This window comes from Paenibacillus sp. ACRSA, from assembly GCF_022346845.1.
Taxonomy (GTDB): domain Bacteria; phylum Bacillota; class Bacilli; order Paenibacillales; family Paenibacillaceae; genus Paenibacillus.
The window spans coordinates 51,406-66,337 of record NZ_JAKRNP010000013.1 but is presented as its reverse complement, the minus strand read 5'-3'; the positions used below and the strand labels follow the sequence as shown (position 1 = coordinate 66,337).

The window sequence follows — 14,932 nt, the reverse complement described above, 5'->3', positions numbered from 1 at the left end:
GAACGGAAATTCACATAATGAGGAGTTTGGTTATGAAAAGAAGTCATCATTGCGGCGCATTAACACCCGCACACATCGGTGAAACAGTAACATTGAACGGTTGGGTTCAGACTCGCCGTGACCTCGGGGGCGTACTCTTCATTGATCTACGTGACCGTAGTGGAATTGTACAAGTTGTCTTTAACCCAGCTTACTCAGGCGAAGCTCTGCAAATTGCAGATCGTGTACGTAGTGAGTATGTTATCGCTGTTACCGGTAAAGTCGTTAAGCGTGACGAAGAGACCGTAAACAAAAACTTGCCTACAGGTGAGATTGAAGTTCAAATTACCGAAATTGAAGTGCTGAATGCAGCCAAAACGCCTCCATTCTTCATTGAAGACGGCGTTGAGGTTGATGAGTCGCTTCGTTTGAAATATCGTTACCTGGATCTGCGTCGTCCGGAAATGTTCGAAACACTGAAACTGCGTTCCAAAGCATCTAAAGTATTCCGTGATTATCTGGATGGAGAAGAGTTTGTTGAGGTAGAAACACCAATCTTGACGAAGAGCTCCCCAGAAGGTGCGCGTGACTATCTTGTACCAAGCCGTGTGCATGAAGGTGAATTCTTCGCCCTGCCACAATCCCCACAGATCTACAAGCAATTGCTGATGGTCGGTGGATTGGAGCGCTATTATCAAATCGCACGTTGTTTCCGGGATGAGGATCTGCGTGCAGACCGTCAACCGGAGTTCACGCAAGTCGACATCGAGACTTCCTTCTTGCAACAGGATGACCTGCTGCCAATGATGGAAGAGCTTATGGCTAAATTGCTTCGTGAAACAAAAGGCATTGAGCTTGAACTGCCATTCCAACGTATCACGTATGCAGATGCAATGGGTAAATACGGCTCAGACAAACCAGATTTGCGCTTTGGCATGGAACTGGTAGAAATGAACGATATCGTAGCGAACAGCGGTGTTAAAGTATTTGCTTCTGTCATCGAAAAAGGCGGAGAAGTAAAAGTACTGAACGCTAAAGGCTGTGGTACATGGAGCCGTAAAGAAATTGACGACCTCGGACCATTCGCAGCACGTTATGGTGCCAAAGGTCTGGCATGGATCCAAGTGAAAGATGGCGAGTTCAAAGGGCCAATCGTGAAGTTCTTCACGCCTGAAGAGATTGAAGCCGTTAAAGAACGTACAGGTGCAGAGGAAGGCGACTTGTTGCTCTTCTCCGCTGACACGAAAAAAGTCGTTGCTGACGTTCTGGGCGCATTGCGTCTGAAAATCGGCCGTCAACTGGGTCTGATCGACGATAGCAAGTTCAAGTTTGCTTGGGTTGTAGATTTCCCACTGCTTGGCTATGATGAAGATGCGAAACGTTATGTAGCGGAACATCACCCGTTCACACGTCCAAAAGATGAAGATGTGCATCTGTTCGACACAGACCCAGGTGCAATTCGCGCTCAAGCTTATGACCTTGTTCTGAATGGTTATGAAGTTGGTGGCGGTTCGATGCGTATCTACAAACGTGACGTGCAGGAGAAAATGTTTGCAGCCCTGGGATTGTCTCCAGAAGTGGCTAATGAGAAATTCGGTTACTTGCTCGAAGCATTCGAATACGGAACGCCACCACATGGCGGTATTGCCTTTGGTCTTGACCGTCTCGTGATGTTGCTTGCTGGTCGTACGAATCTGCGTGAAACGATTGCCTTCCCGAAAACGGCAAGTGCAACCGATCTGCTCATGAATGCACCTTCTGAAGTAGACAACTCACAATTGGAACAACTTCACATCCGTGTAGCCCGTAAACCGGTAGCGGAAAAGAAATAAAGGAGGTTTCGATCTCAATGCTTCATCAATTTTCCAGAACAGAGCTGGCCATCGGATCAGAAGGTCTGGACGCTCTCAAAAATAGTACCGTAGCTGTGCTCGGCATTGGCGGCGTAGGTGGTATTGCAGTAGAAGCCCTTGCGCGCAGCGGTGTTGGACGCATCATCCTGATTGATAAAGACGTGGTGGATATCACGAATATCAACCGCCAGATTCACGCGTTAACAACAACCGTAGGTCAGAAGAAAGCCGATCTGATGGTTGAACGGGTGAAGCTGATCAATCCTGAGTGTGATGCGATTGCACTAAATATGTTTTACACGGAAGAAACGTACGAGGAACTGTTCAAATATGAATTGGATTATGTACTGGATGCATCCGACACGATCATCTATAAAGTCCACCTCATTAAAGAGTGCCTGAAACGTAACATTCCAATGATCTCCAGCATGGGTGCGGCGAATAAAATGGATCCGACGAAATTCCAGGTTGCGGACATTTCTAAGACATCCATGGACCCGATTGCCCGTGTAGTCCGTACGAAGCTTCGTAAAGACGGTATCAAAAAAGGCGTGAAGGTGGTATTCTCCACGGAAGAGCCACTCAAACCACGTGCAGATGTTACGCAAAAAATTGTACCAGAGAACGCACCAGAAATACGCAAAGCCAAACAGCCACCAGCGAGTAATGCCTTTGTTCCACCGGTAGCTGGACTGATCATGGTGAGCGTAGCGGTGAAAGAACTACTTGAAAAAGCAGAGCAACAATAGGCACAACAGAAGTAACAAGTAACATCAATTAATAAACATTCTCTACCTTATAAACGTGGGTGCCTATGTGCACCTGCGTTTTTTTGGTGTTTGTCTACTACTTATCCTCTGAAACAGGTAATTGACATATCTAAATGCGTGCAGCTCCCAGCACGCAGTGCCCTGCTCATGACAAGGGTGGTCAGCTCAGTCACGTATTTGCTGTGATAAGTGAATCGGAGGTGCAATAGATATATCAGGATTACGTCATGTACTTCAAAGTGAAAACCGTGTATGATATTCATTGCTGTGCGAAATGATGATAAATACATAGAGATTCGCAGCTTGAGAGGGGAATAGAACGAATGAAACATGGATGGATGTCCAGACGTCTTGGGATCGAGCCGGGGGATCAGTGGAAAAAGGAGATTGTGGCAGGAGCCATTTCTTACTTTGCCGTGGTCTATATCGTTATGGTCAATGCTACAATTCTATCTGATGCCGGAATGCCTTTGCAGGCGGCAATGGTAGGCACGTTACTCACATCTATTGCAGGTTGTTTACTTATGGCATTTGGCGGGAAATCACCTATTGTGGTAGTGCCTGGTATGGGGATTAATGCCTTCTTCACGTATACATTGGTACATTCAATGAAACTGAGCTGGCAGGAAGCGCTGGCTGTTGTAGCTGTTACAGGGGTATTATTTGCGATCGTTGCATTCACGTCATTATATAAAATGATCAGCGAAGCGATCCCCAAAAATCTACAGCATGGTATTACCGTAGGAATTGGATTATTTTTGACGTTCATCGGTTTGCAAAAAAGCGGGATCGTAATTGCGCACCAGACTACGTTTGTAGCCATTGGACATTTCAACGATCCTAATGTAATCACCGCCTGCGTGACGCTAGTTCTTGCCTTGATTTTATTTATCCGTAATGTACAGGGTGGACTTCTCATCAGTATTCTGATTGGGACAGGGCTTGCGTATGTCCTCGGTGCAGTACACCCCGGTGAGTCGGTATCCGCAATGGAAGCGCTGCGCCAGTATGGGGGCTTGTTTGGTGAGTTATCATTGATGAAGCTGGCGGACATCGCCTTTTGGATTGCAGTATTTTTATTGCTACTCATTGTGGTGTTCGAAAATATTGGACTTATTACCGCTCAGACGCAAATGATCAGCCGTCCAGAACGATTCAAAGGCAGTCTGCGGGCACTCTCCATTAGTACGGTGCTGGCAGGGATATTTGGAAGCAGCCCACCAGTGGCAGCAGCGGAGACGACTGCCGGTATTGCTGCAGGTGGTCGCACGGGCTTGACACCTCTCGTGACAGCGGTGCTGTTCGGGGCAACCTTTTTCTTCATTCCATTGCTCGGTTACATTCCAGATAGTGCGATTGCACCAATCTTAATTATTATTGGTGGTTTGATGGTGCAAGGTGTGAAGGACATGGATTTTGGTGACTTCACAGAGGCATTCCCAGCTTTTTTGATCATGGTCATGATTCCCTTTACGTATAGTATCGTGGATGGTATGGCTTTTGGATTCATCGCTTATCCGCTTGCGAAGCTGGCCGCAGGTCAAGGAAAACAAGTGCCGCTAGTGATGTATGGCATATCCATTCTCTTTTTGGCTAATTTCGTGCTGCACGGGGTGTTGTAAAAGGCGGGGAACCTAATGTAAGTTCATACGTATGATCTTTGGTAAGCAGATGAGAACGGGAGGAACGGGAATGGAAGAGCAACAACAAGTAGAACAGAATGAGCCTAAGGTTGGGAAAAAGGGATTTAAGGATTTCGTTAAGCTCATTGCTTCCACGAACCCACCGAAATTAATCCTGATTTTAGCTCTCATTTTGACCTTGATTCAGACTACGGCCGGATTGATCGTGCCTCTGATGACCAAAGGTCTGATCGATGGACTGACGACTTCGGCGCTCGATAAGTCTATCATTTTGTTATTGGTTGGGGCATTTGTCATTCAGGCCATTGCTTCGGGTATCAGTATTTATATGTTGAATTATGCGGGGCAACGAGTGGTGGCGACACTGCGGACGAAGCTATGGAACAAGGTTTTATCCTTGCGCATGCCGTATTTTGATCGCAACCGCACTGGGGACACGATGAGCCGGATTACCAATGATACGAGTCAGATCATGACCTTAATTGCGGATTACCTTGTATCGTTTGTATCCAATATCGTTGCTGTTATCGGTGGAGTGGCGTTGTTATTTTATCTGGACTGGGTGATGTCGCTCATTATTCTAAGTCTGGTACCACTTACGTTATTAATTCTGTTGCCGGTTGGGAAGAAGATGTACAAGATTTCCAAGAAACAGCAGGATGAGATGGCAGGCCTAACATCGGTGCTTAGCCAAGTGATTGGCGAGATTCGATTGGTTAAAGCCTATGGTACGGAGAAACAGGAGGCAGAAGCAGGGGATTCCCGAATTCGCAAAATGTTTGCTTTTGGTTTGCAGGAAGCACGCATTCTGGCGCTGATCGGTCCGTTGTTCTCATTTGTCATGACGGCTGTGTTGGTCGTTATTCTGGGTGTTGGGGGAATGCGCGTAGCGTCTGGTATACTGTCGCCAGGTGAGCTGGTAGCATTCATACTACTCTTATTCCAAGTCATCATGCCCATGGGACAGTTCACGACATTATATTCCCGTTTGCAAAAAGTAGTCGGAGCGACAGAGCGCATTCAAGCTATTTTTGCAGATGAGGAAGAACAGAACCACAGTACGAAGATAGCGCCTCAGGGGAATGAAACCATTGAATTTCATCAAGTGCATTTCTCTTATGTCACAGGGGAAGAAGTGCTGCATGGGATTGATCTAACGGTTCCTACACGGAAGGTAACAGCTATTGTTGGGCCAAGTGGTAGTGGTAAATCAACGTTGTTCTCCTTATTGGAGCAGTTTTATATGCCGGATTCAGGTCACATTTCTTATGGTGGACAACCAATATCAGAGTACTCTTTGTCCTCTTGGCGGAGTAAGATCGGGTATGTATCACAGGAAAGTCCGCTCATGGCAGGTACGGTCAAGGACAACATTACATACGGATTGAACCGTGATGTTACAATGGATGAGATCAGGCGAGCTGCGGAGATGGCGTATTCGGCTGACTTCATCGACAAGCTACCTCAGGGCTATGAGACAGAAGTGGGCGAAAGAGGCATCAAGTTATCCGGAGGTCAGCGTCAACGGATTGCTATTGCTCGTGCACTGCTGCGTAGTCCGGATATTCTCATGTTGGATGAAGCGACATCCAGCTTGGATAGTACCTCAGAACATGAAGTTCAACAGGCCTTATCCAATCTTATGGAGGGAAGAACCACAATTGTGATTGCACACCGGTTGTCTACGGTCGTCGATTCTGATCAGATTGTTGTGTTGGAACATGGACATGTGACTGGAACAGGAACGCATGCGGAATTGATCAGCAATCATGCGGTATACCGTGAGCTGGCTCAGAAACAGTTTGTGGCTCAGGAAGGCCAGAATAATTAATTTTAATTATAGGAACACATATTTCATCATAGATAATTAACAAGCTGAAGCTATACACCGTTGTTCTTTCGTTTCTACACACGAGAACAGCGGTTTTTAGTTTACTGGTATTGGGAGTACCTGTAGCTTTTTGCAGATCAATGTGATATATTGGGTATCCTTTTGCGTGGTCAGTGATTGGCTATGCAGAGCAAACATTTCTTAGGAGGTAACTGAAACATGTCAGACAGCTTTCAAAGTGCCTATCAAGAAGAAGAGTACAGGTTAGAGCGAACGATGGAGGAAGTGGATCGTCAGTTGGAACGACTGCGGAATGTTCCGGTCTATACCGGCCACGACTTCACAGAGCAAGTGCTGGAAGCGGGACGCGAAGAGCGCCGCACCGCCTTGTCCAAGAGCGCGCAGCAACCCTATTTCGGACGCTTGGATTTCGAAGAGCAGGGCAGCGGTGCACGGAAGCCGCTGTATATTGGCAAAATCGGCGTAGACCGCGAAGAGGTGGGCGAGCATCCACTCGTCATCGATTGGCGTGCTCCTGTCGCAAGTCTGTTTTACTCTTTTACAGGAGGCGAAGCTTCCGCTACGTATGAAGCCCCAGAAGGGCTCATTGAAGGTCTGGTTTACTTGAAACGAAACGTTGTCATTCGGCAGCGGATATTGGAACGTGTAGCAGATACGTATAATCGCGACAGCGACCAGCCAGCCGTATCGGATGAATTTCTCGTGTATCGGTTGGGTGAGAACAAGGATAACAAGCTACGTGATATCGTCTCAACCATTCAGGCAGAGCAGGATCAGATCATTCGTGCGGCAAGAAACACCGCTTTGATTATCCAAGGTGTAGCTGGATCTGGAAAAACAACGGTTGCCCTGCATCGACTCGCCTTCTTGCTGTATCAATATAAGGAGCAGGTATCTGCGGAGAAGATGGTTATTTTTGCACCGAACCATATGTTCCTTGATTACATCTCCGATGTACTCCCCGAACTGGGCGTAGGTGATATCCAGCAGCAAACTTTCCCGGATTGGGCGATGAATCTGCTCAGTCTGGAGATGCCTTTGGCGGATACAGCGGAGACGCTAAACACATGGTTCGAAACACCAGCTGCTCGTCCTGAGCTTAATGATGATGTGCCTGGGCGCTACAAAGGATCGATCCGCTTCATGGAACTGATTAAGGAGTGGCTGTCCGGGATGGAAGAGGATTCCGTACCAGATATGGACTTTAGCCCATGGGATGGAGCAGTGCTCAGCAAAGCCGAGATCGAGGGCTGGTTTGGGGACGAATACAAGCACTACCCACTCGCCAAACGAAAAGAACGTGTCATGGCGCGTATTCATCGCTGGATAGAGATGGAACTTAAGAAACCTGTACCGGAGGCTGTGCGCAAGGATCGCAAAAAGAAAGCAGCAACTCGGGAAAAGGCTTACGCCAAAAAGTGGCCGCAATATGAACCTTTGACCCTATATAAGCAATTGTTCAAAGTGATCAAAGGTGGTTCAGTTCCAGCATCTGCACAGCAAGCGATTCCGAAGATGGTTATGAAACAAACGGCAGCAGATCTGAAAGAAAATCGTGTGCGTGAAGAGGATTTACCTGCGCTCGTTTATATTCATACGTTAGTCAACGATATTGAAGGCAATGAGCGGTTTGATCACGTCGTTATCGATGAGGCACAGGATTTTTCACCGTTTCACGTGGCGTTGCTGGATCAGTTTGTCAAAGGGCATTCCTTTACGATTCTTGGCGATCTCTCGCAAGGCATTCATGAGTACCGGGGTGTACACACATGGGAAGAGATGAGTTCCTTGTTCCCGGCAGACCAGAATGCATATTTTGCACTAACACGTAGTTATCGCTCTACAATGGAGATCATTGATTATGCGAATACCATTCTAGAACAGGGCGTTAAGAGCGGAATTACAGCGATTCCTGTGTTTCGGAGTGGTGATCCTGTCAGGACTCTACCTTATGGTAGTGAGGGGCGGACTGCGAGTCTAGAGCGTGCTCTGAAACTGCTGACGGTCAAGGATTATCGGACAGTTTCTATTCTAACGCGTACCTTGCATGAAGCGAAGGCGTTACATCGTGAACTAGAGCAGGCGGGCTGGGATCTTAATCTGATTGATGGTGGCAAAAAAGAATATACTGGTGGTCACTCCGTTCTACCTGTGTATTTATCCAAAGGGCTGGAGTTTGATGCAGCGATTGTGGCGGATGTGGATCAGACACATTATTTGCCTAATGCAGGAGATGCGAAGCTACTATATGTTGGGTGCACGCGTGCCTTGCATGAGCTATGGCTGTTTCATGAAGGTGATCTACCAGCATATGCTTCTGCAACGCATAATTCAGAGGGTGAGCTGGTATCTATTCAAGCGTGGCCTGAAGTTTAGTGATACAGAGATACATGAGATCGATTCCTCTACAAATAAATGCTACAAGTCATGGTTGCTCAGTTAGGGAGCGCCATGACTTTTTTTGTGTTTGTATCAGATACTTGTATTACTTACTTATGGTTAATAACTCGTTTAACATCTCGTATTAACCGCTCATATTAACTACTGGTGTCAGCTATTACGGATTCGTTGTGTTCATCTCCATTATACGTTGACGTCGATTGACCAGATAAATACCGATACAGATGAACGCCCCGCCTACACCCATCATCCACTCCATGCGTTCAGATAGCAAAATCCAACTTGAAAGTACACCAAAGAACGGAGCCAAGAAGAGGAAAGAACTTGTTTTGGCTGGATCACTATGTTGTAACAGATAGAACCAGAGTGAGAATTGAATGATCGAACAGATGAGTGCGAGCCACAGCAGGACAAAGATAGAGGTCGCATTTAGAACAAAATGGGGTTCTTCCGTCCAAGCACTTAGGATCAGAAGAACGATGCCACCTGCGAGCATTTGGTATGCGGTAAGCACAAACGTATCCTGCGCAGCTCCCCAGCGTTTAATCAGTAATGTGGACACGGCAAAACAGAAGGCGCCGGCAAGACCAATCCATGTTCCAGGACTTACGCTCAGCTGCAGACCAAACGTTAACACAACCCCTATGAAGCCTAACAGAACACCAGCCCACTGGCTCAAGCGATACCTCATCCCATACAGAACTGCACTGAATAGAATGACCAGTAGGGGATTGGTGAAGGTCAGAATGGCCGACTCTCCCGAAGTGATCCAGTTCATACTGTAGTAAGCGCAGCCCATGACACCAGCGGACTGGAATAGTCCGATCAAGGCTACCTGTAACCATTGTCGCCATCCTACAGGCAGTGGTCGTTTACGCACAATATAGGCCATAATGATGCTGGCGAGGATATAACGCAGTCCCATAAGCAAGAAGGGCGGAGCATAATGCATGCCTATTTTACCAACAGGAAATGAAGTTCCCATAATGAAGGTGGTGATGATAATCAGTAGTGTGTATTGTCCGCTTTTCATACCATTAGTACTCCTTTCAATAATTCACGTTACAATGTCTGACCAGCATCGACTGTTATTAATTGTCCTGTCATGGAGGGTTGTTCGAGAACGGCGCAGATCATATGGGCGATATCTTCACTAGGCGTTATTTTCTGTAGCAAAATACTCCCTGCCAACTGGTTCATTCGTTCTTCGTTGCCTGCCCACCAACGTGTAGACACTGCACCAGGGACAATCGCATTGACCCGGATATTAGGCGAAAGAGCATGAGCGAGTGAGCGGGTTAAGCCATGTACAGCTGCTTTGGATACAGCGTAGGGAAGAGATGAGCCTGAACCTGTGCTGCCTGCAATGCTCCCCAAGTTGATGATAGCCCCGTGACCAGCCTGTTTCATTCCGTCTGAGACAGCACGTGCGCAATAAAACATGCCCTTAACATTCACATCGTACAATTCATTCCAGATGTCATCCGTTACAGATTCTAGATCAGACAGTGGAATATGATGCGTAATGCTTGCGTTGTTGACCAGTTGGGTCACAGGTCCATACGTTTCAGCAACTGCCGCAACCATACGACGAACCTCAAGGTCAGATGCAACGTTAGCCTGGATGCTCATGGCTTGCCCACCTGAGTCCCTAATGAACTGCACAGTCGTCTCGGCATCTTCACGGGAACGGGAATAGTTGACAACTACCTTCGCACCTCGTTCAGCCAAAAGTATGCTGGTTGCTCGTCCGATGCCTGTACCACCTCCAGTAATTAAAACCACTTGCTCTGTCCAGCTATTATGATGATTTGCCATACTTATACATCCTCCTAGGGTGACACAGCGATATGCTGTATCCAGATACCCTCAATTGTAGGACTGATCTGTCATACTGTATAATGATTGTTAATGAACTTGATATCATTAATAGTGATGTCAGGTGAGGAGGATATGATCATCATATGGAGAGCGGAGATCTACGAATATTTCAATATGTAGCCCAGGAAGGCAATTTGACCAAGGCAGCGGAGCGCCTGGGATATGTGCAGTCCAATGTCACAGCGAGAATCAAATACTTGGAGGCAGAGGTCGGTACTTTACTGTTCATTCGTCATAATCGGGGAATGACGTTATCTCCTGCGGGGGAGTTGCTGCTTACCTATGCGGATAAGATTATCGGATTGTTGAATGAAGCAGAGAAAGCACTATGTGCCACCAATGAGCCAACAGGCCCGCTACGAATAGGCTCTACACAGACGGCTGCGGCTGTGCGATTGCCAGAGCTGTTTGCGAGTTATTATACGCTGTATCCATCGGTTTCCCTGTCATTAAGCACAGGCAACTCACAGTATCTAATTGATCAGGTGCTGGGTTATGAGCTGGAAGGAGCCTTTATAGGCTGTTCATGTGATCATCCTGATCTCTCTGCGGTACCCGTCTACGACGAGGAATTATTTATTGTATCCTCTGGCATTCGTCCAGAGAATCAAGAACTCGTTGAGAAGCCTGTTTTGGTGTACAGTATGGGGTGCTCCTACCGTAAAATTTTGGAGGATTGGTTACTAAGCAACGGTGTTAATCGTCCCGTAATTATGGAGTTTGGTACCCTTGAAGCCATTATTAGTGGGGTTACTTCAGGCATGGGGATTTCATTGTTACCTGAAATTGTGATTCGGCAACATCTGCAACAAGGATTACTGCGTAAACATTCACTTCCTTTGGGTATGAATCATATGATGACGTATTTTATCACTCGCAAAGATGCCTTTGTTAGTAGTGCTCTACGTGCAATTATGGATTTGTTACCGAAAGAATATGATATGATAGAGAGTAGAGGTCATTAGTTAAGGAAGTGATAGATCATGGATTTATTTTCATTTCAACAAGATTCACAGCCACAGGCAAGACTGCTCGCTGACCGGATGCGGCCAGAGCAGCTTGATGAATATATTGGACAAGAACACATTATCGGACAGGGTAAATTACTGCGACGTGCGATCGAAGCGGATCAGATTTCCTCAATCTTATTATACGGTCCTCCAGGCTGTGGTAAGACAACCCTTGCTAACATCATCTCGAAGCATACACAAGGGCAATTTGTGCGTCTCAACGCAGTGGATGCCTCTGTCAAAGATGTGCGTGAAGTGATCGAACAGGCGCATACGAACAAGCAGCTGTATGGAACCAAAACGATTCTATTTCTGGATGAGGTTCATCGCTTCAATAGCTCTAGACAGGATGCGCTTCTTCCGGCAGTTGAGAAAGGCACCATTATTTTTATCGGGGCTACAACGGAGAATCCTTTTCACTATGTCAATGGAGCCTTAATGAGTCGTTCCACCCTGTTCCAGTTGGAGTCTTTAAACAAGGAGCATTCTCTGATTGCGATGCGTCGTGCGCTTACGGATGTAGACAAAGGGCTGGGTTTCATGGATCTGCAGGTAGACGAGGAAGCGCTTGAGCATATTGCTACGATGGCTAATGGGGATATTCGCCGAGCGTTAAATGCACTTGAACTGGCTGCCCTGACGACGCCACCAGAGAAGGATGGTACGATTCATATTACGCTTGGTGTAGCGGAGGAGTCGATTCGGCGTCCCATTGTAAAAGCGGATGAATCAACGCAGTATGATGTGTTATCTGCCTTCCACAAGAGCATTCGTGGTTCTAGTGATGCGGCATTATTCTGGTTTTTATATGCAGTGGAGAAACTCGGTATGGATCCGATGACGTTTATTCGTCGCCTGATTGCAGCGAGCAGTGAGGACATTGGACTTGCTAACCCACAAGCGATGACACAAGCCATTGGCGCATTGGATGCATATCGGAACAACGGATGGCCTGAAGCCAAGCTGAACATTGCTCAAGCGATTCTATTCGCGGTAGAGAGCCCTAAATCGAATGCGGTGTATACGGCCATATCCAAAGCGATGAATGCCATCGATGAAGTGAAATCGGCAGAGGTTCCTCTTCATTTGAGGGATACCCATTACTCAGGCGCAGTGAAACTTGGACATGAAGGATATCAATATCCGCATAACTATCCAGGTCATTATGTGAAGCAGGAATACCTACCTAAGCAGCTATCACGCCGTGTATTTTACGAAGCGACAGAGCAGGGGAATGAATCGAAAATTCGGTTGAATCAACAACGGCGCAGAGACTTGTAGTTATGAAAGAATTCATATATGTGGCGTGTGGTGGATTGATAGGAACACTTACCCGGTATGGAGTACAGGTCTGGATGCCTGCAGCGAATGAAGGTTTTCCTTGGGCGGTACTGTTGATTAATGCGCTTGGAAGCCTGTTCTTGGGGTGGTTCTTCACCATTGCTGTACCGGGCAAAATAACACCCCAACTTCGCCTAGCGATCGGCACTGGTTTTACGGGAGCATTCACTACATTCTCTACGTTTAGTCTAGATATCGTACGGTTGATTGAGGGAGGGCTATGGGAAAGAGCTCTGATATACCTGTTCGTTAGTTTGGTTATGGGGCTGTTTCTCTGTGGACTTGGCATCAAGATTGGACATAGTATGCTCAACAAATCATCGGCCGGAGGTGCTTCATGATCCTGTGGATTGGGTGTGCAGGTATGGTGGGTGCGCTACTTCGTTATAGCCTGGGAAAATGGATCTCGGGCTCCGTCGGTACGGGGTTTCCATGGGGAACCTGGATGATTAATATTAGTGGTTCTCTATTGCTGGGTTTACTGTATGGCTGGCATCAGTCGGCTATAATACCGGATTGGTTATGGGTGGTAGGGGGTACAGGTTTTTGCGGAGCATATACCACCTTCTCCACCTTCGGGTATGAAACACTTGGCTTGTTGAATCAAGCGCGTCATGCACGAGCTGCGGTGTACGTCGTTAGTTCGGTCGTGCTAGGTGTTGCTGCTGCTTATGTAGGAACCTGGATCGTTTGACTAACGAGGAAATCAGACGGGTTGCCAAGATAGAAAAATTAATTTTTTTTGCAATAAAAAGCAGGAAAAAAGCCATCTCTCATGGTATACATGAAAGGTGGCTTTTCTTATCGAGATACAAGGCTTTCTTTATGATAATGGAAGAACTGTGCACAGTCCTAAACTACATCATAACGCCATTTGTTATTGCATTGCGGGTACAGGTACCTTTTGCACTTGATCAATGGTTCCACCGCCAAGGCATACTTCTCCGTCGTAGAAAACGACAGCTTGACCTGGTGTAATGGCTTTTTGCTGTTGGTCAAATTGTACATCGACACTACCGTCTGCTTGCCATGTCAGCGTTACGCCTTGATCGGGCTGGCGATAGCGGAATTTTGCGGTACAGCGGAATGGAACGTTAGGCACCTTCTCGGCGCCGGCAATCCAGTTTACACCGGTTGCTGTGAGACCTGTTGAGTACAAGCTTGCATGGGCATCGCCCTGTACAACGAGCAATTGATTACGCTCTAGATCCTTATCAGCAACAAACCAAGGCTCACCATTACCAGACCCACCAATACCGAGACCTTGGCGCTGTCCAAGTGTGTAGTACATTAGGCCATCATGACGACCTTTGACTTCACCGGTAACGATATCGACCATATCTCCACCTTTGGCCGGTAGGTAGTTACTCAGGAACTCTTTGAAATTGCGCTCGCCAATAAAGCAGACACCTGTACTATCTTTTTTCTTCGCAGTGTACAGACCGGCTGCTTCAGCAATTTTGCGTACTTCCGGTTTAGGAAGATGACCGATCGGGAACATTGCTTTGGATAGCTGGTTCTGATTGAGAGCGTTAAGGAAATAGGTCTGATCCTTGTTATTGTCTACACCACGCAGCAGTTTGAATTGACCATCCTCTTCAACAAGGCGGGCGTAGTGACCTGTTGCTACATAATCTGCACCCAGATCAAGCGCTTTGTTCAGGAATTCGCCGAACTTGATCTCACGATTACACATGACATCAGGATTTGGCGTGCGACCTGACTTATATTCATCAAGGAAATAGGAAAATACTTTATCAAAGTATTCTTTCTCGAAGTTGACAGTGTAGTATGGAATGCCGATCTGTTCACAAACCCGGCGCACATCCTCTGAATCTTCTTCAGCGGTACAGTGGCCGAACTCGTCTGTGTCATCCCAGTTTTTCATGAAAATGCCGATGACATCGTATCCTTGCTCTTTTAACAAGAGCGCAGTTACGGAAGAATCGACACCCCCGGACATGCCAACGACGACCCGTGTATTTTCAATTGTTTTGGACATCGTTATCACCACTTCTATATATAAATGTGTTTCGTTCTCGTTCCTTATCATATCAGAAAGTGAAAGCCTCGGAGCATCCTCTTTCTAATAAGGTAAGAAACATTTTCGCTGAATGCGATCAAGCTTCTATGAAGCACGTCAATGGACGCTTTTCTTATTTTAGCATAACCTGGTCTAAGTTACGATACACCCGGCCAATTT

The 14,932-nt window shown here is 46.8% G+C and carries 12 protein-coding genes; 9 read left to right on the top strand and 3 right to left on the bottom strand.

Translation table 11 applies throughout. The annotated features are described in order from the left end of the window. The first annotated feature begins 32 nt into the window (after positions 1 to 32). From aspS to MH215_RS24850, 5 genes are all read left to right on the top strand, one after another. Positions 33 to 1,811, top strand: a complete 1,779-nt coding sequence (aspS, locus tag MH215_RS24870; protein WP_063567716.1) for an aspartate--tRNA ligase — start codon at positions 33 to 35, stop codon at positions 1,809 to 1,811. A gap of 17 nt (positions 1,812 to 1,828) precedes the next feature. Continuing rightward, positions 1,829 to 2,581 (top strand): tRNA threonylcarbamoyladenosine dehydratase, encoded by a 753-nt coding sequence (locus tag MH215_RS24865; protein ID WP_239293759.1) that lies wholly within the window; start codon positions 1,829 to 1,831, stop codon positions 2,579 to 2,581. A 344-nt stretch (positions 2,582 to 2,925) separates the two neighbouring features. Further along, positions 2,926 to 4,224: an NCS2 family permease gene (locus MH215_RS24860; RefSeq protein WP_239293758.1), complete on the top strand. Its 1,299-nt coding sequence runs from the start codon at positions 2,926 to 2,928 to the stop codon at positions 4,222 to 4,224. A gap of 70 nt (positions 4,225 to 4,294) precedes the next feature. Then, positions 4,295 to 6,076 (top strand): ABC transporter ATP-binding protein, encoded by a 1,782-nt coding sequence (locus MH215_RS24855; protein ID WP_239293757.1) that lies wholly within the window; start codon positions 4,295 to 4,297, stop codon positions 6,074 to 6,076. Positions 6,077 to 6,295: 219 nt separating this feature from the next. Continuing rightward, the gene (locus MH215_RS24850; protein WP_239293756.1) at positions 6,296 to 8,473 is read left to right on the top strand and encodes a HelD family protein; all 2,178 of its coding nucleotides are present in this window, start codon (positions 6,296 to 6,298) and stop codon (positions 8,471 to 8,473) included. A 181-nt stretch (positions 8,474 to 8,654) separates the two neighbouring features. Here MH215_RS24850 and MH215_RS24845 read toward each other — a convergent pair whose 3' ends face one another. After that, positions 8,655 to 9,530: a DMT family transporter gene (locus MH215_RS24845; protein ID WP_239293755.1), complete on the bottom strand. Its 876-nt coding sequence runs from the start codon at positions 9,528 to 9,530 to the stop codon at positions 8,655 to 8,657. Positions 9,531 to 9,559: 29 nt separating this feature from the next. Beyond that, positions 9,560 to 10,315, bottom strand: a complete 756-nt coding sequence (locus MH215_RS24840) for an SDR family NAD(P)-dependent oxidoreductase (protein ID WP_239293754.1) — start codon at positions 10,313 to 10,315, stop codon at positions 9,560 to 9,562. Positions 10,316 to 10,461: 146 nt separating this feature from the next. On the opposite strand from MH215_RS24840, the gene MH215_RS24835 reads away from it, so the two are divergent. Genes MH215_RS24835 through crcB (MH215_RS24820) form a run of 4 tightly spaced genes read left to right on the top strand, consistent with a single transcriptional unit; the run spans position 10,462 to position 13,423 of the window. Further along, on the top strand, positions 10,462 to 11,343 hold the full coding sequence (locus MH215_RS24835) for a LysR family transcriptional regulator (RefSeq protein WP_239293753.1): 882 nt from the start codon (positions 10,462 to 10,464) through the stop codon (positions 11,341 to 11,343). Between the two features lie 18 nt (positions 11,344 to 11,361). After that, positions 11,362 to 12,669 (top strand): replication-associated recombination protein A, encoded by a 1,308-nt coding sequence (locus MH215_RS24830; protein ID WP_239293752.1) that lies wholly within the window; start codon positions 11,362 to 11,364, stop codon positions 12,667 to 12,669. A 2-nt stretch (positions 12,670 to 12,671) separates the two neighbouring features. Next, positions 12,672 to 13,070 (top strand): fluoride efflux transporter CrcB, encoded by a 399-nt coding sequence (gene crcB, locus MH215_RS24825; protein WP_239293751.1) that lies wholly within the window; start codon positions 12,672 to 12,674, stop codon positions 13,068 to 13,070. Beyond that, on the top strand, positions 13,067 to 13,423 hold the full coding sequence (crcB, locus tag MH215_RS24820) for a fluoride efflux transporter CrcB (protein ID WP_239293750.1): 357 nt from the start codon (positions 13,067 to 13,069) through the stop codon (positions 13,421 to 13,423). The genes crcB (MH215_RS24825) and crcB (MH215_RS24820) overlap by 4 nt, the downstream gene beginning before the upstream one ends. A gap of 183 nt (positions 13,424 to 13,606) precedes the next feature. Here the strand turns inward: crcB (MH215_RS24820) and mnmA are convergent, their stop codons facing one another. Continuing rightward, positions 13,607 to 14,731: a tRNA 2-thiouridine(34) synthase MnmA gene (gene mnmA / locus MH215_RS24815; protein WP_056701257.1), complete on the bottom strand. Its 1,125-nt coding sequence runs from the start codon at positions 14,729 to 14,731 to the stop codon at positions 13,607 to 13,609. Positions 14,732 to 14,932 lie beyond the last annotated feature (201 nt).

Excerpts from the sequence above, each read along its gene's own strand:
- MH215_RS24845 (WP_239293755.1), bottom strand. The coding sequence starts at position 9,530 with ATGAAAAGCGGACAATACACACTACTGATTATCATCACCACCTTCATT.
- crcB (WP_239293750.1), top strand. The coding sequence starts at position 13,067 with ATGATCCTGTGGATTGGGTGTGCAGGTATGGTGGGTGCGCTACTTCGT.
- aspS (WP_063567716.1), top strand. The coding sequence starts at position 33 with ATGAAAAGAAGTCATCATTGCGGCGCATTAACACCCGCACACATCGGT.
- MH215_RS24835 (WP_239293753.1), top strand. The coding sequence starts at position 10,462 with ATGGAGAGCGGAGATCTACGAATATTTCAATATGTAGCCCAGGAAGGC.
- MH215_RS24850 (WP_239293756.1), top strand. The coding sequence starts at position 6,296 with ATGTCAGACAGCTTTCAAAGTGCCTATCAAGAAGAAGAGTACAGGTTA.
- MH215_RS24855 (WP_239293757.1), top strand. The coding sequence starts at position 4,295 with ATGGAAGAGCAACAACAAGTAGAACAGAATGAGCCTAAGGTTGGGAAA.
- mnmA (WP_056701257.1), bottom strand. The coding sequence starts at position 14,731 with ATGTCCAAAACAATTGAAAATACACGGGTCGTCGTTGGCATGTCCGGG.
- MH215_RS24865 (WP_239293759.1), top strand. The coding sequence starts at position 1,829 with ATGCTTCATCAATTTTCCAGAACAGAGCTGGCCATCGGATCAGAAGGT.
- MH215_RS24830 (WP_239293752.1), top strand. The coding sequence starts at position 11,362 with ATGGATTTATTTTCATTTCAACAAGATTCACAGCCACAGGCAAGACTG.
- crcB (WP_239293751.1), top strand. The coding sequence starts at position 12,672 with ATGAAAGAATTCATATATGTGGCGTGTGGTGGATTGATAGGAACACTT.
- MH215_RS24860 (WP_239293758.1), top strand. The coding sequence starts at position 2,926 with ATGAAACATGGATGGATGTCCAGACGTCTTGGGATCGAGCCGGGGGAT.
- MH215_RS24840 (WP_239293754.1), bottom strand. The coding sequence starts at position 10,315 with ATGGCAAATCATCATAATAGCTGGACAGAGCAAGTGGTTTTAATTACT.